Source organism: Mesorhizobium sp. M7A.F.Ca.US.011.01.1.1, from assembly GCF_003998295.1.
GTDB lineage: Bacteria > Pseudomonadota > Alphaproteobacteria > Rhizobiales > Rhizobiaceae > Mesorhizobium.
On sequence record NZ_RZRT01000039.1, the window covers coordinates 41,436 to 58,587 of the forward strand.

Below are 17,152 nucleotides of genomic sequence, written 5' to 3' on the forward strand. Positions count from 1 at the left end.
CCTCTCGGATCCGCTCAGCGGATCATGTAGACCTTCTTGATCGTCTCATGGACGGTGCAGACGCCCTTCCAGTCCTGCGGGAAGAAGGCCGCCGTGTCCGGTTCGATCTCGATGACCTCGCCGGATTCATGCACGTAGGTGCAGCGCCCTTCGAGGAAGTGGCAGAACTCGTCGCGGGTGACATGGCAATGCCATTTGCCTGGTGTGCAGACCCAAAGCCCGCATTCGGAGCGGCCCTCCGGCCCCTTGTGCAGCAGCTTGCCCGAGGTGTGGGACTCACCCTCGATCATTGTTGGGATGACACCCCAGTCGACGAGGTCGGTAATGGTGAGCGGGGATTTCATGATGGGTGTGGTCATGTCGATTTCCTTGAAAAGAGTGCTCAGCGGCACATGAAAGCCTTGGTCAGCGTTTGCGTGATGATGGAGATGCCGTTCCAGCCGGCGGGGAAGAATACAAGCGTGCCGGCCTCGACCGGGATCTCTTCGCCGTCGGCATGGACATAGCTGCCACGGCCTGAGAGGAAATGGCAGAACTCGTCGGCGCCAAACGTGACCTTGCGCGTGCCCGGCGTACACGACCACAGGCCGCATTCGCTCGATCCGTCCGGGTTCTGGGACAGGATCCTGCCCGAGGCGCGCGGCGAACCGGAGAGCGTGTTGCTGCCCGCGCCCCAGTCCTCCAGTTCCACGCTCGAGGCCTTCGGCCAGTGCGGTGTCGGCATGTCATGCTCCCATGAAGTGTCAGGCCAGCATGTAGACGTTGCGCATGGTCTCATGCACGGTGCATTCGCCCGCCCAGCCGGCTGGGAACATGACCACGGTCCGGGCGGAGATTTCTATCAGCTCACCGACATCCGACCGGTAGGTCGCGCGGCCGGCGACGAAATGGCACAATTCATCGCGCGGGATCGAGAGCCGCCAGCGGCCGGGCGTGCAGACCCAAATGCCGGATTCCGGTTGGTTGTTCGGGCCTTTGTGCACGAGTTTGCCGGTCGAGTGCGAAGCGCCGTCCCGCGCATCCGGCTGGACGCCCCAGTCGACCAGGTCGGTGCGGATGGAGGCCTGATGGAGGTGTGGGGCGGAGGAGGTCATGGGCGTGCTCCGGCGGCGCGATGCCTAATGACATGTTGCGCCAGAACACCCCCCTCTGGCCTGCCGGCCATCTCCCCCGCAAGGGGGGAGATCAGATGTCGTTTCGGCTTTCGCCAATCACCAGGATTGCAGAGTGAGAACCGGCGGCGAAGCTGCCAATCTCCCCCCTTGCGGGGGAGATGGCCGGCAGGCCAGAGGGGGGTGCTCAGGCTCGGCGTATCAACGACTTCAATCACAGCAGCGCCTCCAACAAACCCGCCGCCTTCTCCGGCCCGTTCTGCCCCTGCATCTGCGCCGAGGTCTTTGCCAGCTTTGCCTTCATCTTCGGGTCGGACAGGCAGGTTTCGACCCTGGCGATCAGCTCGGCATCGGTCCAGTCGTAGCGTGGCATGCCGAAGCCATGGCCGGTTTCCTCGACGCGGGTGGCGTTGTCGTGACCGTCCCAGACATAGGGCATGATGATCGCCGGCTTGCCGAAATAGAGGCACTCGGTGAACGAGTTGTTGCCGCCATGGTGGATCGCCGCATCGACCTGCGGGATGACCGAAGGCTGCGGGAACCAGCTCTCGACGATCACGTTGGCGGGCACGTCCGTGTACTGGTCTTTGTAGCCGCCGACATTGACCAGCGCCCGGTAGCGCGTCATGCCCAGCGTCGCGATGATGCGCTTCAACAGGTCGACATCGCCGGCGCCGAGGCTGCCGAAGGAGACATAGAGCAGCGGCCCGTCATTGTTTTTGGTGAAGGTCGGCACCGCGTAGGGTTTCTCCTGCCGCACGCAGCCTTCCAGATACTGAAACTTGGCCGGGTCGAGCGGATGGCGGCGCTTGAACTTTGCCGCTTCGGGGTAGAGCAGCAGGTTCAAATAGGGCGAGGCCTCGAAGAACTGGCCGATCGGATAGGGCGCCTCGTTGTTGGCGGCGAGGAAGGCGTTGAAGTCGTCATGGATCGGCTTGATCACCGCGTTGAAATGATCGCGGTAGCGCTGGTGACCGGCATGGTCGTTCTCGCCGCAGCCGGAGAGATGCGGCGGGATGTCTTCGTCCTCGATCTCGTTTTCCGAGCAGGAGATGACACGCACCCACGGCTTGCCGTACTGTTTGATCGCCGGGAACAGGATGACGTTGTCGACGCAGATCACATCCGGCTTGATAGCTGAGAGAACGTGCGGCAGATCCTTCTGCGCCCATTTGGCGCTGTCGACGATCGCCGTCCAGCAATCCTTGACGTAATTGTCGACCTGATCGTAAGGCGATTTGTGGAAGTTGGGGATGTGGCCGTTGATGAAATCCTCCCAGAATTTGGCCATCTGCTCGGGCGGCATCGGCTCGGACAAGTTCACCGGATGCGCCTCGAAGCCGTAGCCCTTGTAGACATCGACAAAGCCGGGGTCGGACAGGAAAACGGCCTTGTGGCCGCGCGCCTCGACCGCCTGGGCGATGCCGACGGAATTGAGCGCCGGGCCGTAGGCCGCTTCTGGAAAAAACGCGATCGTCTTCTGCGCCATCAGGCTTCTCCTTTATTCTGCGAAAACTCTGACATCGGCGGCGTCCCAGCCGAGTTCGACCTGGTCGCCCGATGCGACCGGCCGGCGGTCGGCGGCATCAGCGGTGACGCGCACCAGGAACGGCTTTGGCGACAGGCCCGTGCGGACATGCAGTTGCAGGTCGAGCCCCTGATAGGCCAGCGCTTCGACCGTGCCGGTGGTGCGGTTGGCGGTTTCACCCGACGGGAACAGCCGGATGCGTTCGGGCCGCACCGACGCGACAGCGGATGCGCCGGTCGAGAGCGCGGCAGGAACCTTGCCGGATATCCGCGTGCCGTTGGCAGCCACCACACCGTCGGTGGCGGCTTTACCGGGCACAAAATTCATCACGCCGATGAAGTCGGCGACGAAACGGTCGGCCGGATGCTCATAGATCGCGTGCGGCGTGTCGCATTGCAGCAGCTTGCCGTCCTTGAGCACCGCCATGCGGTCGGCCATCACAAGCGATTCTTCCTGGTCGTGGGTGACGATGACGAAGGTGATGCCGACCTCATGCTGCAGGCGCTTCAATTCCAGCTGCATGGCGCCGCGCAGTTTCTTGTCGAGCGCGCCAAGCGGCTCGTCGAGCAGCAGCAGGCGCGGCCGCTTGACCAACGCCCGGGCAAGCGCGACGCGCTGCTTCTGGCCGCCCGACAATTGCTCCGGCTTGCGGTCGGCGAAGGGGGCGAGTTCGGTCGTCGCCAGAATGGCGTCCACGCGGGAGTGGATTTCTGGCACCGGCAAGCGCTCCATCTCCAGGCCGTAGGAGACATTGGCCCTGACGCTCATATGCGGAAACAGCGCGTACGACTGGAACATCAGATTGACCGGCCGCTTGTTGGGCGGGGTTTTCGCGATGTCGCTTCCGTCGAGCAGGATGCGCCCGTCATTGGGCGTCTCGAATCCGGCAAGCATGCGCAGCAGCGTGGTCTTGCCGCAGCCGGACGGGCCGAGCAGCGCGAAGAACTCGTTCTCCCTTATGTCGAGCGAGATGCCGTCGACAGCCGCCACCCGGCCGAAATTCTTCGACACCTTGTCGATGGCCAGCAGCGTGCGCGGTTCGCTCATTGGCCTATGATCCCACGGTTGAGCCGCTGCGACAGGGTCAGCGCGGTGATCGAGACCGCCATGACGATGGTCGCCAGTGCGTTGATCTCCGGCGTGATGCCGAAGCGGATCATCGCGTAGATCTGCATCGGCAGCGTCGTCGAGGCGCGGCCGGCGCCGGCGGTGAAGAAAGCGATGATGAACTCGTCGACCGAGAGCGTGAAGGCGAGCAGCGCGCCTGCGATCACCGCCGGCGCGATGACCGGCAATGTCACCCGCCTGAAGGTGGTGAGCGCGGAGGCGCCGAGATCGGCGGAAGCCTCGACGATCGACCAGTCGAAACTCTTCAGCCTGGCGCGCACCACCGAGCAGACAAAGGCAAGGTTGAAGACGACATGGGCGAGGATGATGGTGTGCAGGCCCATGGTGAGATTGAGCATAGAGAAGAACGAGAGCAGCGCGATCGCCAGTACGATGTCGGGGATGATCATCGGCGCGAAGATCAACGCTTCGAGTCCCTTGCCGTATTGCCGGCGCATCTCGATGCCAATCGCCAGCAAGGTACCGAGCAAGGTCGCGATTGTCGTCGAGACCAGCGCCACGATCAGCGTGTTGAGCGCAGCGGAGAGGATCGCCGAATTGCCGGCCAGCGAGACATACCATTTCAGTGAAAAGCCCGACCATGCCGTCGGCAACCCGCCTTCGTTGAAGGACAGCGCCACCAGCACGGCGATCGGGATGTAGAGGAAGGCGAAGACGAGGCTGAGCACGAACCAGAGCGCGCGCCGCGTGCCGGGAGAGCGCTCAGCCATCGGTGTCTCCGCCGGCTTGCGCGGTATGACCCGAGGCGCGATTGGCGGCCAATGCCTGCGCCATCAGCACCACAAGCATGATGGCGATCAGCGCCATCGCGAGTGCCGCCCCGAAAGGCCAGTCATTGGCGGTCAGGAACTGGTCGTAGACGAGGTTGCCGATCATCTGGAAGCGGCCGCCGCCGAGCAGTGCCGGGGTGACGAAATTGCCGATCGACAGCACGAAGACGAAGACCGCGCCGGCGGCGATGCCGGGCACGGTCAGCGGCAGGATGACACGGCGGAATGTGGTGGCGGCCGAGGCGCCGAGGTCACGCGAGGCTTCGGCCAGTTCTGGGTTGAGGCGCGACAGCGGCGCGTAGCAGGCGAGGATGACGAAGGGGAGGTAGTTGTAGACGAGGCCGGCGATAACCGCACCCTCGGTGTAGAGCATCGACGGCGGCTCGCCGGTATAGCCGAACCAGCGCAACAACTGCGTGATCAGGCCTTCGCGGTTGAGCAGCACAATCCAGGCGTAGGTGCGGATCAGGTAGTTGGACCAGAACGGCAGCACGGCGAAGAACAGGAACACCGGCTGCCACCGGCGCGGGGCGGCTGCGATGGCGTAGGCGGCGGCATAACCGATCACCACCGCGATCAGGGTGGCGGTGCCGGCGATGCGCGCCGAATTGAGGAAGATGCCGGCATAGAGCGGGTCGAAAACCAACCCGAAATTCTCCAGCGTGAAGGTGTAGTCGATGCCGCCATAGATACCGCGCCGGAAGAAGGCGAGCGCCAGCACCAGCGCGCACGGCACCACCATCAACGCAGTCAGCCAGAGCAGCGCCGGGGCCATCAGCAAGGAGGAGCGAGAGGGTAGGTGCTTCACGAAGTGCCCCCCTCTGCCCTGCCGGACCCGGCCTTTCGCTTTCGCTTTCGCTTCGGGCGTTCGTCGTTCGGAAAGCCAAGCAATTGGCTTTCCGTCCGCTGCGCGGACCACTTCTCACCCCCCTCAAGGGGGGAGATCGGCAGTTCCAACCTTTCGCTTACTTTGAAAAATCGAAGATTGGCGAAAGCAATGCCACAGCCAATCTCCCCCCTTGAGGGGGAGATGGCCGGCAGGCCAGAGGGGGGCGACACGGAACGCAAGCTTGATTCCAAGATGCTGTTGGAACAGTCCTTACTGCGCCGCCTTGATCTCGCTGACGATCTTCGAATAGTCGCGCTGGGCGTCGCCGACGTCACGCAATTGCTCGAACTTGACGAGGTCGGCCACCGGCATCGCCATGTTGGGGAATTTGGCCAGGAAATCGGCAGGCAGGCTTTCCATGGCCGGCTTGTTCGGCACCTTGTAGTCGATGTTCTGCGCTGCCCAGGCGTGGTTCTTGGCGTCGAGCATGAAGTTGATGAACTGGAAGGCGGCGTCCTTGTTGGCGGAGGCCTTCATCACCACCATCGTGTCGACCCAGAGGTCCGAACCTTCCTTGGGAATGACGTATTTGATCTCGGGCTTTTCGGCGATGCCGTAATTGCACCAGCCGTCCCAGGCCTGCACCATCAGCGCCTCGCCGGACACCAGCTTGGAATAGAAGGTGGTGTCGTCATAGGCGAGCAGGGTCTTCTTGGCCGAGATCAGCAGATCCTTGACCTCAGCCATCTTGGCCGGGTCGGTTTCGTTGACCGAATAGCCCTTGTCGAGCTGGCCGGCGGCCAGCAGCCAACGGTCGGTCGCCAGCATGGTGGTCTTGCCCTTCAATTCGTCGGAGGGCGCGAGCAGGTCGCTCCAGCTGGTTGGTGCGACCTTCATCAGGTCCGAGCGATAGCAGAGGCCGGTGGTGCCCCAGGTGTAGGGGACCGAGAATGCATTGCCGGCATCGTGCGGCAGCTTGGTCGCTTCCGGATAGAGATTGGTGAGGTTCGGGATCTTGGCATGGTCGATCGGCTCGGTCAGGCCGAGCTTGTTCAACACTTCGGCGAAGGGCGAGGAAACGAAGACCACGTCATAGCCCTTGCCGCCGGCGGCGATAAGCTTGCCCATGATCTCTTCATTGGTGGCGTGCACCACCACCTCGCCCGAAACGCCGGTCGCGGTCTTGAAAGCGGCCATGGCGTCTGGCGCCATGTAGCCGTCCCAGTTGGAAATGACGAGGTCGGAGGCCATCGCCGGCGCGGACAGCGCCAAGGCCAGGCCGAATGCAATCGAAGATGTTTTCAGCGCGCGGCGCCGCAGGCTGGTAGCGGTCATGACAGACTCCCATTCCGGTTGATCGTCGAATTTCATTTCGCCGGCTGCGACCCATGCCGCTGCCTCGATCCTGTTCCCTCGGTCTTTTTCTCGCCGATTGTCCTGACAGTACTATTGCAGAAAAAAGTACGTCAATCCATAATTTGTCAAGCGACCGAGGAATCTGGCCGATTGCGTCCGCGCAGGCGATCGGTCAATCAATGCGGTCACGTCCGTTCACGAGATCAATCATGCAAGCCGCAGCCCGACGACCTCGCACCAACCATCTCGATCTGGCGCAGCGCATCCTGGATGTGGCCCGGCAGCGCGGTTTTGAGCCCGGCGCACGCTTGCCGGAGCAGCAGATCGCCTCGCTGTGCAACGTCTCGCGCACGCCGGTGCGGGCGGCGCTCGGCCTGCTCGCGGAACGGGGCGTCGTACGCTGGGAGGCGGATTCTGGATATCACCTGGCAATCGACCTCACCGCGCAGGCTTCAGTCGCGACGGAATTGCCGGTCGCCGAGGAGGACGAGCTGGCCGAGGCGATCCTGCGCGACCGGTCGGCGCGGCGGCTGGACCAGACGGTGACCGTCGCGGGGCTGATGCGGCGCTACAGTGCCGAGCGCAAGATGGTACTAAAAGCACTCAATAAGCTGACCGAAGAGAATCTGCTCAACCGTGCGCCTGGTCAGTCCTGGCTGTTTCGGCGCACACCCGGCGATCCGGAAGCACAAGGCGACAGCTATGAGTTCCGCTTGCTGCTGGAGCCCGCGGCCATCCTGACGCCGGGCTTCCGGCTGGACGGCGCGCGGGCGGCGGCGTTGCGCCAGGGTATGGAAGCGCTGGTGGCACTGCCGGACGCCGCATTCGACACACGCGAGTTCCAGCGGCTGGACATCGATTTTCATGGCATGCTCGCCGAAGGCTGCGCCAACCGCTTCGTTGCCGACGCGCTGGCCGATCATCTCAGGCTGCGCCGGCTGCCGGGCATCTATGCCGGCGTCAACGTCTTCCGCTTGCGGCAGTCGCTGCGCGAGCATCTGAATATACTCGACCATCTTGAAAGCCGGCAGTATGAGGTGGCGGCCGATCTGCTTCGCATCCACCTGCGGCTTTCCCGCAACCAGCGACCGCAAGCGGCCAGTCGCGGGGCGCCCGCCCTGTTCGGCATGATCAGCCGGCCGGAATGACGAGGATTAATTGACGCGTAAAGCCAGCCCGACCATCGCGCTGTTCCCCGAAGCAAGCTTCGGCGCGGCGTTGAATTGCGTCGGCATCGCGCAGGCGCTGCGCGCGAGAGGCGCCCGGCCCGTCTTCATCTGCCATGCCGGCTTTTCCGGCGTCTTTGCCGACTATGGTTTCCAAGAATATCAGTTGCCGACCGAAGAGCCGCTGAGCGACAGCGACCGCCAGAGCTACTGGCAGGCTTTCGTGCGCCGGCACCTGCCGCATTTCCGGCTGAGCCCGATCGACCAGCTGGAAACCTATGTCGCGCCGACCTGGCAGGCCATCGTCGACACCGCGGTCAATGCCGAAGCGCCGCTGCGCCAATTGCTGGCGCGGCTGAAGCCGGATGCGGTGGTGCTCGATAATGTCATCATGTTCCCGGCGATCGCCGCCGCCGGCTGCCCGTGGGTGCGCGTCGTCTCCTGCGCCGAGACGGAGCTGCCGGACGCCAATGTGCCACCCTATCTGTCGGGGCTTGGCATCGATGACCCGCAACGCGCCGCGTTCGAGGCCCGCTATCTCACGGCCTCGGCACCGGCACATGACCGCTTCAATCGCTTTCGGATGGATGCCGGCCTGGCGCCGCTGCCGAAGGGCCTGTTCCTGGAGACGTCCCCCCACCTCAATTTGCTGCTGACGCCATCGATCGTGCGTCGCGAGCGCGCCGAGCCGCTCGATCCGGCCCGCTTCGTCTATCTCGAAGGCTGCGTGCGTTCGGAAGGGCCGTTCGAGGTGCCGGTGTTCCCGCGCAATGGCGGGCCGCTGGTCTATGTCAGCTTCGGCAGCCTCGGCGCCATGGATGTCGGCCTGATCGAGCGCATGCTCGCCGTCTTCGACAGGCTGCCGGCGCGCTTCATCGTCAATGCCGGCGGCCTGCGCGATGCCTATCGCGCGGTGCCCGACAATGTCTATCTCGACGCCTGGTTTCCGCAGCCCTCGGTGGTGGCGAAATCGGACCTGTTCATTCACCACGGCGGCAACAACAGTTTTTGCGAAGCGCTGCGCTTCGGCGTGCCGTCGCTGATCATGCCCTATTGCTGGGACGGGCACGACAATGCGAAGCGCGCCGAAGAGACCGGTACCGGTGACCATGTCGGCCGTGACGCCTGGACCGAAGGAGTGTTGGAGAAAGCCATTCTCGGCCTGCTGGCCGACGATGCCATGCGCGCCCGCCTCAGGGACAATGCGGCCCAGATGGCGCTGAAACCCGGAACGGATGTGGCCGCGCAAGCCATACTCTCTCAGATACGGACATGAACGAAAATGCCTGACAACAACACGAACATCTCGCTCTCCAGCGGTACCGATGCCAAAGCCTGGCTGGTCCGGCACGGCATCAACGAAGTCGAGTGCCTGGTGCCCGACATGAATGGCGTCCTGCGCGGCAAGGCCTTGCCGACGGCCAAATTCCTCCAGGCGCTGGAGGACCGCGCGCTCTATCTGCCGAGCAGCGCTTTCCTGGTCAGCATCGACGGCCGCTACTCCGGCTCGATCGACGAGGGTTTTGCCTATTCGGATCCGGACATGCGCATGGTGCCTGATGTATCGACGCTCTGCCTGGCGCCGGGTGCCGCTCCCGGCAAGGCCTATGTCTTTGCCGATGCCCTTCATATGGACGACCGGCCCTGGATGGCCTCGCCGCGCCATGTGCTGCGCGCCGTGCTCGACCTCTACGCCAGGCGCGGCTGGCGGGCGGTGGTGGCGCCGGAGCTCGAATTCTATCTCACCGCGCCCAATCCCGATCCTGACCGCCCGCTGACCGCGCCGGTCGGGGGCAATGGGCGCGCCGAGACCGTACAGCATCCCTATGACATGGCGGCACTCGAGGCGTTCGAGCCGGTGATCCGCCGCATCTATGACTACGCGGCGGCGGCCGGATTGCCGCTCGACACGCTGATCCATGAGTCGGGTACGGCACAGCTGGAGATCAATTTCCTGCATGGCGATGCGCTGCCGCTGGCCGACAAGGTGCTGCTGTTCAAGCGGCTGACGCGCCAGGCCGCGCAGCAAAGCGGCATGCATGCGACCTTCATGGCCAAGCCGATCGCGGCGCAGGCGGGAAGCTCGATGCATCTGCACATGTCAGTCATCGACGAGGCCGGCAAGACCCTGTTTGCCGGAAACGACGATGCCGACACCGAGATGTTTGGGCATTTCATCGGCGGCCTGCAAAAGTATGTGCCCGAAATCATGCCGCTGTTTGCGCCCAATGTGAACTCGTTCCGCCGCATAAGACCCAACCACAGCGCGCCGGCCAACATCGAGTGGTCGCATGACAACCGTTCCTGCGGCCTGCGCGTGCCGGCCGGCGGACGTGCCGCTCGGCGAGTGGAGAACCGGCTGCCGGGCGCGGATTCCAATCCTTACCTGGCGATAGCCGGCTCGCTGCTTGCCGGCTATCTCGGCGTCGAACAGAAACTGGCGCGGTCGGCCGAAGCGTCGGGCAATGCCTACAAGATCAAGAGCACGCTGCCGAAAACCATGGAGGAGGCGCTCGATCGTTTCGAGGCTTGCGGCCCGGTGCGGGAACTGCTCGGCGAGGATTTCTTCCAGACCTATCTGCGCGTCAAGAGCGTCGAGCTCGACCTGTTCCAGGGCGTGGTGACGAGCTGGGAACGCGACCACCTGCTGCTGAAGGTGTGACCATGGCTTCCAGTTCAACGGGCTTCAATTCGGGCCTCGATATCGCCAAATCCTATTATGTCGCCACCGCCAATCCGGCGCCGGACCATCCGGCGCTCGCCGGCGATGTCGGTGCCGACCTGGTGGTGGTCGGCGGCGGCTGCACAGGGTTGTCCGCCGCCCTTCACGCCGCCGAGCGCGGGCTGAAGGTGGTGCTGCTCGAAGGCGGCAAGATCGGCTGGGGGGCTTCGGGACGCAATGGCGGCCAAATGATCCCCGGCCTGCGCAAGGGCGCCAAGGGACTGGTCAAACTCTACGGGCCGGAGCGGGCCAAAGCGCTGTTCGATCTTGCCTTCGAAGCGCGCGGGCTGGTGCTCGACATCATCGAGCGGCACGCCATCGACTGCGATCTCAGGCTGACCGGTCATCTCGTCGGCGCGGTCAACGGCTCCGACCTTAGGGATCTCGAGGAAGAGGCCGAGTGCCTGGCCACGGTGATGAAGTTCTCGCATGCGGAAATCCTATCGGCGGCTGAAGCCCGAGCCAAGGTCGATACACCCTACCATGGCGCGATGTATGAGCCGCTCGGCGGCCACATGCATCCGCTGAACTACACGCTCGGCCTTGCCCGCGCAGCGGTTGCTGCCGGCGTCACGATCCACGAGAATTCGGTCGCCGTGCGGCTGGAGCGTGAGCCTTCGATCCGGGTCTCGACCGCAAAGGGATCGGTTCGGGCCAGACATGTCGTGCTGGCGGGTGACGCTCTGCTCAACGGGCTGGAGCCGCGCGTCAACAGCCGCATCATGCCGGTCGGCAACTACATCGTCGCCACCGAGCCACTGGAGGGCAAACGCAATGTCATCCCGGCCAATGTCGCGGTGTCCGACACCCGCTTCGTCGTCAACTACTACCGCATGTCGGCGGATGGACGGCTGCTGTTCGGCGGCGGCGAGCGCTACACGCCGTCACCGCCGGCCGACATCGCCGGCTTCGTGCGGCCGCACATGGAAGCCACCTTTCCGCAGCTCAAGGGCTGCCGCATCGATCACGCCTGGGGCGGCTTGGTGTCGGTGACGACATCCAGGCTGCCGCACATCGGGCACTATGGCGAGGTCTATTTCGCGCATGGCTATTCCGGCAAGGGCGTCATCCTGTCGACGCTTTCCGGCAAGCTGCTGGCCGAAGCGATCACCGGCGATGCCTCGCGGCTCGATCTGTTCTCGACGCTGACCCCGATGCCGTTCCCGGGCGGCACGGCGCTGCGCGGTCCGCTCTATGTGCTGGGCATGCTTTGGTACGCGATGCGGGATCGGATTAAGCATTGAGGACCCCAGAATAGTTCCGTAGCGATCCTTCACACCCCCCTCTGTCCTGCCGGACATTCGTCATTTGGAAAGCCAAGCAATTGGCTTTCTATCCGCTTCGCGGACCATTCCTCAACCCCCACGAGGGGGGAGATTGGCAGGTTCAGCGCTGCGATCACCCGACAGCGGTGGAGATTGGCGAAAGCCGAGATGAGAGCTGATCTCCCTCCTTGCGGGGGAGATGGCCGGCAGGCCAGAGGGGGGTGCTGTCCCGCCGACGTCGAAGGTTGGATGAAGCTTCTTAAACCACAAAGAAATCCTCAATCCGCTGCCTGGCCTCCAGCAGCACCGGCAATATCTCCCGCTCCATCTCCGCGACGGAGAAGCGTGCCGACTGGGTCGAGACGTTGATGGCCGCGACCGTGCGCTCCGCCCGGTCGCGGATCGGTACGGCGACCGAGCGCAGGCCGAGTTCCAGTTCCTCATCGACGATGGCAAAGCCGCCCGCTTTCGCCTTGCCGATGGCGCCGGCCAGCAGCCTTATATCGGTGATCGTCTTCGGCGTCCGTCTCTCGATGGTCGCCTGGTCGAGGAATGCGTCCAATTCCTGAGGCGTCAGGCCCGCGAGCAGGATGCGCCCCATCGAGGTGCAATAGGCCGGCAGCCTGGTGCCGACATCGAGTGACACGCTGAGGATGCGGCGGCCGGGAATGCGGGCGACATAGACGACATCCTCACCCGACAGGATGGCTGCCGAGCAGGCCTCGTTCAGCTGTGCGGCGACCGCGCGCATGATGGGGGCGGCGAAGGCCCATAGCGAGGCGCCGCCGAGCCAGGTGCGGGCAACCGTCAGCAGGCGCGGCGACAGCGAGAACACGCGGCCGGCCTGTGTTGCATAGCCGGTGGCGGTGAGTGTCAGCAGGAAGCGGCGGGCGCCGGCGCGGGTCAGGCCCGCTTCCGCGGCCATTTCAGTCAACGTCATGCCCGAGGGATGGCGGGCCAGGATCTCCATGACGGCAAGGCCGCGTTCAAGCGAGCCGATATGATCACGGGAAACAGCCTCTTCGTCCATCTCAACTCCGCAGAACGACATCGGCGTCAGGATTGACTCCACGCCTCCGCTCAGCATAGAAAGTATCGCATATAAAACATATGTTCGCAATACGAACTTTCTCAGCCTGGAGCCGATGCGATGGTCAAGTTCCTGCCGCTCAAACAGGCCGTGGCCGAGAATTTGAAAGATGGCGACTCCGTCGCCTTCGAGGGCTTCACCCATCTGATCCCGACGGCGGCGGCGCATGAGGCGATCCGCCAGGGTTTTCGCGACCTGACCTTGATCCGCATGACGCCGGACCTGATCTACGACCAGATGATCGGCATGGGCATGGCGAAGAAAATCGTCTTCTCCTATGTCGGCAATCCCGGCGTCGGCCTGCTGCGGCGCGCCCGCGATGCCATCGAGAACGGCTTTCCGCGCTCACTTGAAATCGAGGAGCACAGCCATGCCGGCATGGCCAACGCCTATGAAGCGGGTGCTGCCGGCCTGCCCTGCGCGGTGTTTCGCGGCTATCGCGGTGCTGGCCTCGCGGCGGTCAACCCGAACATCAAATCGGTGACTTGTCCGTTCACCGGCGAAGTGCTGGCGGCTGTCCCTTCGATCCGGCCCGACGTCACCTTCATCCACGCGCAAAAGGCCGACAGACAAGGCAATGTGCTGGTCGAGGGCATTATCGGCATCCAGAAGGAAGCCGTGCTGGCGGCCAAACGTGCTGTAGTGACGGTGGAGGAAGTCGTCGATAATTTCGACGACCTGCACCCCAATTTGACCGTGCTGCCGCGCTGGACGATCGCGGCGATATCCGTGGTGCCCGGCGGCTCGCATCCGTCCTATGCACACGGCTATTATGCGCGCGACAACGCCGCCTATCTGGAATGGGACGAGATCGCCGCCGACCGCGAGAAATTCCAGACCTGGATGCAGGCCAACGTCATCGAGAAGAGCGCCGACGATTTCGCGGCCCGGGTCGAGCATTTGAGGAAAGCGGCATGAGCGACAACCCGGGCTTCACCCCGATCGAGATGATGACGATCGCCGCCAGCCGCGCGCTGCGCAATGACGATGTCTGCTTCGTCGGCATCGGCGCGCCATCGGCCGCCTGCAATGTGGCGCGGCTGACGCATGCGCCTGACATCACGCTGATCTACGAGAGCGGCACGATCGGCACCGCGCCTGACGTGCTGCCGCTGTCGATCGGCGACGGCGAATTGTGCGAGACCGCGGTCACCACCGTCGCGGTGCCGGAGATGTTCCGCTACTGGCTGCAGGGCGGGCGCATCTCGATCGGCTTCCTTGGTGCGGCGCAGCTCGACAAGTTCGGCAACATCAACACCACGGTCATCGGCGACTATTTCCATCCCAAGACCAGGCTGCCCGGCGGCGGCGGCGCGCCGGAGATCGCGACGTCGTCGAAGGAGATCTACATCACCATGGCGCAGACCAAGCGCGGTATGGTCGAGAAGATCGACTTCTTCACTTCCTTCGGCCATGGCGAGGGTGGTGACCATCGCAAACGGCTTGGCATAGACACCGCCGGCCCGACGCTGCTGATCACCGATCTCGCCATCTGGAAGCCGGACCCGGTGAGCAAGGAATTCACCGTCGTGTCGCTGCATCCGGGCGTCACCCGCCAGCAGGTGCAGGAGAGCTGTGGCTGGGTGGTTAAGTTCACTGATACTCTTGACGAAACGCCGGCGCCAAGCGAACTCGAACTCAAGACATTGCGCGACCTGCAGGCCCGCACCAAGGCGGCGCATGGGGGAACCGGAAAAGCAAAGGCTGCATGACATGGCCGAGGCCTATATCTGCGACTACATCCGCACGCCGATCGGCCGCTTCGGCGGTTCACTGTCTTCGGTACGATCAGACGATCTCGGCGCGATACCGCTGAGGGCATTGGTCGAGCGCAATGCCGGCATCGACTGGCAGGCTGTCGACGATGTCGTCTATGGCTGTGCCAACCAGGCCGGCGAGGACAACCGCAACGTGGCGCGCATGGCGCTGTTGCTGGCAGATCTGCCGAAGGAGATTCCAGGCTCGACGGTCAATCGCCTGTGCGGCTCCGGCATGGATGCGCTGACCATTGCAGCCAGGGCCATCAAGGCCGGCGAGGCGGAGCTGATGATCGCGGGCGGTGTCGAATCGATGAGCCGTGCGCCCTTCGTCATGCCCAAGGCCGACACGGCGTTCTCCCGCAATGCCGAGATTTACGACACCACCATCGGCTGGCGCTTCGTCAACCCGCTGATGAAGAAGCAGTATGGCGTCGATTCGATGCCGGAGACCGGCGAGAATGTCGCGGAAGAGTTCGCCATCTCCCGCGCGGACCAGGATGCCTTTGCCGTGCGCAGCCAGGACAAGGCGGTCGCCGCGCAAGCCAATGGCCGGCTGGCCAAGGAGATCACGCCAGTGACGATCCCGCAGCGCAAGGGCGATGCGGTTGTCGTCTCGAAGGATGAACATCCCCGTGCTGGCACGACGGTCGATGCGCTGGCCAGGCTGCCGACACCGTTCCGCCAGGGCGGCACGGTGACGGCCGGCAATGCCTCCGGCGTCAATGACGGGGCGGCGGCCCTGATCGTTGCCTCCGAGGCAGCCGTGAAAAAGTATGGCCTGACGCCGATCGCCCGCATCCTCGGCGGCGCTGCCGCCGGTATTGCGCCGCGCATCATGGGCATCGGCCCGGTGCCGGCGACGCAAAAACTCTGCGCGCGGCTTGGCCTGACACCAAAACAGTTCGATGTCATCGAGCTCAACGAAGCCTTTGCCTCGCAAGGCATCGCCGTGCTGCGCCAGCTCGGCATTGCCGAGGATGCACCGCACGTCAACCCGAATGGCGGCGCCATCGCGCTCGGCCACCCCCTGGGCATGTCGGGCGCCCGCATCTCCGGCACGGCGGCGCTGGAGCTTCGTGAGCGCGGCGGCCGCTATGCGCTTGCCACGATGTGCATCGGTGTCGGCCAGGGCATCGCGATCGCGCTGGAACGGGTTTGATCGGCGGCCCTTGCTTGGCCGGCTAAGATCAAGAATCCGGTGCGCGGTTCAAATTTGACCACGTGGACAAAAGTCTGGCGTCGTTCCATACTTCCCCGTCTGACATTTTCACGAACAGCCGGCTCGACACGGCTGTCGAACAGAGGGGAATGCAATGGAAAACCGGAACAATAAATCGCAGATAAAACGCGAAGGGCTTTCGCGACGCAATGTGCTGGAGCTGGGCGCGCTTGGTTTGGCGGCAACGATGCTGCCGGGCGCCGCCTTCGCGGCGGACAAGAAGCTGAAGGTGGCGGCGATCTTCGCCACGCCGATCGAGGAGCCATGGGACAACCAGATCCATGTCGCCCTGCAGAAGGCCGAGAAGGAACTCGGCATCGAATACAAATGGTCGGAGAAGGTGCAGACCGCCGATTTCAGCCGCGTCATGCGCGAATATGCGCAAGGCGGCTACCAACTGGTGCTGGGCGACGCCTTCGCCGCCGAGCGCGAATCGCGCCGCACCGCCAAGCAGTTCCCGAAGACCGCCTGGCTGTTCGGCTCCGGCGCCGGCCCGGCGGAACCCAATTTCGGGGTGTTCGACAACTGGATCCACGAGCCCGCCTATCTCTCGGGCATGATCGCCGGCAAGATGTCGAAGTCGGGCACGATCGGCGCCGTCGCGGCGATGGGCATTCCGGAGGTGAACCGGCTGGTCAACGCCTTCTTCGCCGGCGCCAGGGAGGTCAACCCGAACATCAAGAAGAAGGTTGCCTTCATCGGCTCGTTCTTCGATCCGCCCAAGGCCAAGGAAGCGGCGGTCGCGCAGATCGACGCCGGCGTCGACGTCATCTACGCCGAGCGCTTCGGTGTCATCGAAGCCGCGGTCGACAAGAAGATCCTCGCCATCTCCAACATGTCCGACCAGTCGAGCCTCGGCCCGGATACGGTCATCACCGGCCCGGTCTGGGACATGTATCCGACGGTCGAGCAGGCGATCAAACTGGTCAGGGCCGGCGTCTTCACCGCGCAGGACTATGGCGATTTCTCGCGCATGGCCAAGGGCGGCTCGCATCTGGCGCCCTACCACAAGTTCGACAAGACGCTGCCGGCGGACGTCAAGGAGCTGGTCGAAAAGAAGAAGGCGGAGATTCTGGAAGGCAATTTCCGGGTGGATGTGGACGAGAATACGCCGGTTTCGGATTGATCTTTCATCCTCCCCCTTGTGGGGAGGGTCGATCCGCGAAGCGGAGCGGGGCGGGGGTCTTCGGCGTCGCAACCCCACCCC

At 63.9% G+C, this 17,152-nt stretch carries 17 protein-coding genes; 8 read left to right on the top strand and 9 right to left on the bottom strand.

Going from position 1 to position 17,152, the window contains the following annotated elements; all coding sequences use genetic code 11:
• Window positions 1-14: 14 nt before the first annotated feature.
• The 8 genes from EOA13_RS26770 to EOA13_RS26815 form a co-directional block, all read right to left on the bottom strand.
• Window positions 15-359 (bottom strand): cupin domain-containing protein, encoded by a 345-nt coding sequence (locus EOA13_RS26770; RefSeq protein ID WP_127296596.1) that lies wholly within the window; start codon window positions 357-359, stop codon window positions 15-17.
• A 23-nt stretch (window positions 360-382) separates the two neighbouring features.
• Window positions 383-724, bottom strand: coding sequence for a cupin domain-containing protein (locus tag EOA13_RS26775; RefSeq protein ID WP_127296597.1), 342 nt, complete (start codon window positions 722-724; stop codon window positions 383-385).
• Between the two features lie 19 nt (window positions 725-743).
• Window positions 744-1,094, bottom strand: coding sequence for a cupin domain-containing protein (locus tag EOA13_RS26780; protein ID WP_127296598.1), 351 nt, complete (start codon window positions 1,092-1,094; stop codon window positions 744-746).
• Between the two features lie 232 nt (window positions 1,095-1,326).
• The gene (locus tag EOA13_RS26790; protein WP_127296599.1) at window positions 1,327-2,601 is read right to left on the bottom strand and encodes a glycosyltransferase; all 1,275 of its coding nucleotides are present in this window, start codon (window positions 2,599-2,601) and stop codon (window positions 1,327-1,329) included.
• Window positions 2,602-2,613: 12 nt separating this feature from the next.
• On the bottom strand, window positions 2,614-3,687 hold the full coding sequence (locus EOA13_RS26795) for an ABC transporter ATP-binding protein (protein WP_127296600.1): 1,074 nt from the start codon (window positions 3,685-3,687) through the stop codon (window positions 2,614-2,616).
• Window positions 3,684-4,478 carry an ABC transporter permease gene (locus tag EOA13_RS26800; RefSeq protein WP_127296601.1) on the bottom strand — a complete coding sequence of 265 codons (795 nt, stop codon included), beginning with the start codon at window positions 4,476-4,478 and terminating at the stop codon, window positions 3,684-3,686. Before EOA13_RS26800 ends, EOA13_RS26795 begins: the two co-directional genes overlap by 4 nt.
• Window positions 4,471-5,313 (bottom strand): ABC transporter permease, encoded by an 843-nt coding sequence (locus EOA13_RS26805; RefSeq protein ID WP_127296612.1) that lies wholly within the window; start codon window positions 5,311-5,313, stop codon window positions 4,471-4,473. Before EOA13_RS26805 ends, EOA13_RS26800 begins: the two co-directional genes overlap by 8 nt.
• A gap of 324 nt (window positions 5,314-5,637) precedes the next feature.
• Window positions 5,638-6,702: a spermidine/putrescine ABC transporter substrate-binding protein gene (locus EOA13_RS26815; protein ID WP_127296602.1), complete on the bottom strand. Its 1,065-nt coding sequence runs from the start codon at window positions 6,700-6,702 to the stop codon at window positions 5,638-5,640.
• A 230-nt stretch (window positions 6,703-6,932) separates the two neighbouring features.
• On the opposite strand from EOA13_RS26815, the gene EOA13_RS26820 reads away from it, so the two are divergent.
• From EOA13_RS26820 to EOA13_RS26835, 4 genes are read left to right on the top strand one after another with little or no spacing between them, the layout of a single operon-like run.
• Entirely contained in the window at window positions 6,933-7,871 is a 939-nt protein-coding gene (locus tag EOA13_RS26820) for a GntR family transcriptional regulator (protein WP_127296603.1), read from the top strand.
• A gap of 10 nt (window positions 7,872-7,881) precedes the next feature.
• On the top strand, window positions 7,882-9,165 hold the full coding sequence (locus tag EOA13_RS26825) for a glycosyltransferase (RefSeq protein ID WP_127296604.1): 1,284 nt from the start codon (window positions 7,882-7,884) through the stop codon (window positions 9,163-9,165).
• A 6-nt stretch (window positions 9,166-9,171) separates the two neighbouring features.
• Window positions 9,172-10,551 carry a glutamine synthetase family protein gene (locus EOA13_RS26830; protein WP_127296605.1) on the top strand — a complete coding sequence of 460 codons (1,380 nt, stop codon included), beginning with the start codon at window positions 9,172-9,174 and terminating at the stop codon, window positions 10,549-10,551.
• 2 nt (window positions 10,552-10,553) lie between these two features.
• The gene (locus EOA13_RS26835; RefSeq protein WP_127296606.1) at window positions 10,554-11,855 is read left to right on the top strand and encodes an FAD-binding oxidoreductase; all 1,302 of its coding nucleotides are present in this window, start codon (window positions 10,554-10,556) and stop codon (window positions 11,853-11,855) included.
• A 280-nt stretch (window positions 11,856-12,135) separates the two neighbouring features.
• On the opposite strand, the gene EOA13_RS26840 is transcribed toward EOA13_RS26835, so the two are convergent.
• Entirely contained in the window at window positions 12,136-12,906 is a 771-nt protein-coding gene (locus EOA13_RS26840) for an IclR family transcriptional regulator C-terminal domain-containing protein (protein ID WP_127296607.1), read from the bottom strand.
• A gap of 120 nt (window positions 12,907-13,026) precedes the next feature.
• Here EOA13_RS26840 and EOA13_RS26845 point away from each other — a divergent pair, with 120 nt between their 5' ends.
• The 4 genes from EOA13_RS26845 (at window position 13,027) to EOA13_RS26860 (ending at window position 17,071) form a co-directional block, all read left to right on the top strand.
• Window positions 13,027-13,884, top strand: coding sequence for a CoA transferase subunit A (locus EOA13_RS26845; protein ID WP_127296608.1), 858 nt, complete (start codon window positions 13,027-13,029; stop codon window positions 13,882-13,884).
• Window positions 13,881-14,678, top strand: a complete 798-nt coding sequence (locus EOA13_RS26850) for a CoA-transferase subunit beta (RefSeq protein ID WP_127296609.1) — start codon at window positions 13,881-13,883, stop codon at window positions 14,676-14,678. The genes EOA13_RS26845 and EOA13_RS26850 overlap by 4 nt, the downstream gene beginning before the upstream one ends.
• A gap of 1 nt (window position 14,679) precedes the next feature.
• Window positions 14,680-15,885, top strand: coding sequence for a 3-oxoadipyl-CoA thiolase (gene pcaF / locus EOA13_RS26855; protein ID WP_127296610.1), 1,206 nt, complete (start codon window positions 14,680-14,682; stop codon window positions 15,883-15,885).
• Window positions 15,886-16,039: 154 nt separating this feature from the next.
• The gene (locus EOA13_RS26860) at window positions 16,040-17,071 is read left to right on the top strand and encodes a BMP family protein (protein WP_127296611.1); all 1,032 of its coding nucleotides are present in this window, start codon (window positions 16,040-16,042) and stop codon (window positions 17,069-17,071) included.
• The last annotated feature ends 81 nt before the right edge of the window (window positions 17,072-17,152 follow it).

Excerpts from the sequence above, each read along its gene's own strand:
- EOA13_RS26770 (WP_127296596.1), bottom strand. The coding sequence starts at position 359 with ATGACCACACCCATCATGAAATCCCCGCTCACCATTACCGACCTCGTC.
- EOA13_RS26775 (WP_127296597.1), bottom strand. The coding sequence starts at position 724 with ATGCCGACACCGCACTGGCCGAAGGCCTCGAGCGTGGAACTGGAGGAC.
- EOA13_RS26780 (WP_127296598.1), bottom strand. The coding sequence starts at position 1,094 with ATGACCTCCTCCGCCCCACACCTCCATCAGGCCTCCATCCGCACCGAC.
- EOA13_RS26790 (WP_127296599.1), bottom strand. The coding sequence starts at position 2,601 with ATGGCGCAGAAGACGATCGCGTTTTTTCCAGAAGCGGCCTACGGCCCG.
- EOA13_RS26795 (WP_127296600.1), bottom strand. The coding sequence starts at position 3,687 with ATGAGCGAACCGCGCACGCTGCTGGCCATCGACAAGGTGTCGAAGAAT.
- EOA13_RS26800 (WP_127296601.1), bottom strand. The coding sequence starts at position 4,478 with ATGGCTGAGCGCTCTCCCGGCACGCGGCGCGCGCTCTGGTTCGTGCTC.
- EOA13_RS26805 (WP_127296612.1), bottom strand. The coding sequence starts at position 5,313 with ATGGCCCCGGCGCTGCTCTGGCTGACTGCGTTGATGGTGGTGCCGTGC.
- EOA13_RS26815 (WP_127296602.1), bottom strand. The coding sequence starts at position 6,702 with ATGACCGCTACCAGCCTGCGGCGCCGCGCGCTGAAAACATCTTCGATT.
- EOA13_RS26820 (WP_127296603.1), top strand. The coding sequence starts at position 6,933 with ATGCAAGCCGCAGCCCGACGACCTCGCACCAACCATCTCGATCTGGCG.
- EOA13_RS26830 (WP_127296605.1), top strand. The coding sequence starts at position 9,172 with ATGCCTGACAACAACACGAACATCTCGCTCTCCAGCGGTACCGATGCC.
- EOA13_RS26835 (WP_127296606.1), top strand. The coding sequence starts at position 10,554 with ATGGCTTCCAGTTCAACGGGCTTCAATTCGGGCCTCGATATCGCCAAA.
- EOA13_RS26840 (WP_127296607.1), bottom strand. The coding sequence starts at position 12,906 with ATGGACGAAGAGGCTGTTTCCCGTGATCATATCGGCTCGCTTGAACGC.
- EOA13_RS26845 (WP_127296608.1), top strand. The coding sequence starts at position 13,027 with ATGGTCAAGTTCCTGCCGCTCAAACAGGCCGTGGCCGAGAATTTGAAA.
- EOA13_RS26850 (WP_127296609.1), top strand. The coding sequence starts at position 13,881 with ATGAGCGACAACCCGGGCTTCACCCCGATCGAGATGATGACGATCGCC.
- pcaF (WP_127296610.1), top strand. The coding sequence starts at position 14,680 with ATGGCCGAGGCCTATATCTGCGACTACATCCGCACGCCGATCGGCCGC.
- EOA13_RS26860 (WP_127296611.1), top strand. The coding sequence starts at position 16,040 with ATGGAAAACCGGAACAATAAATCGCAGATAAAACGCGAAGGGCTTTCG.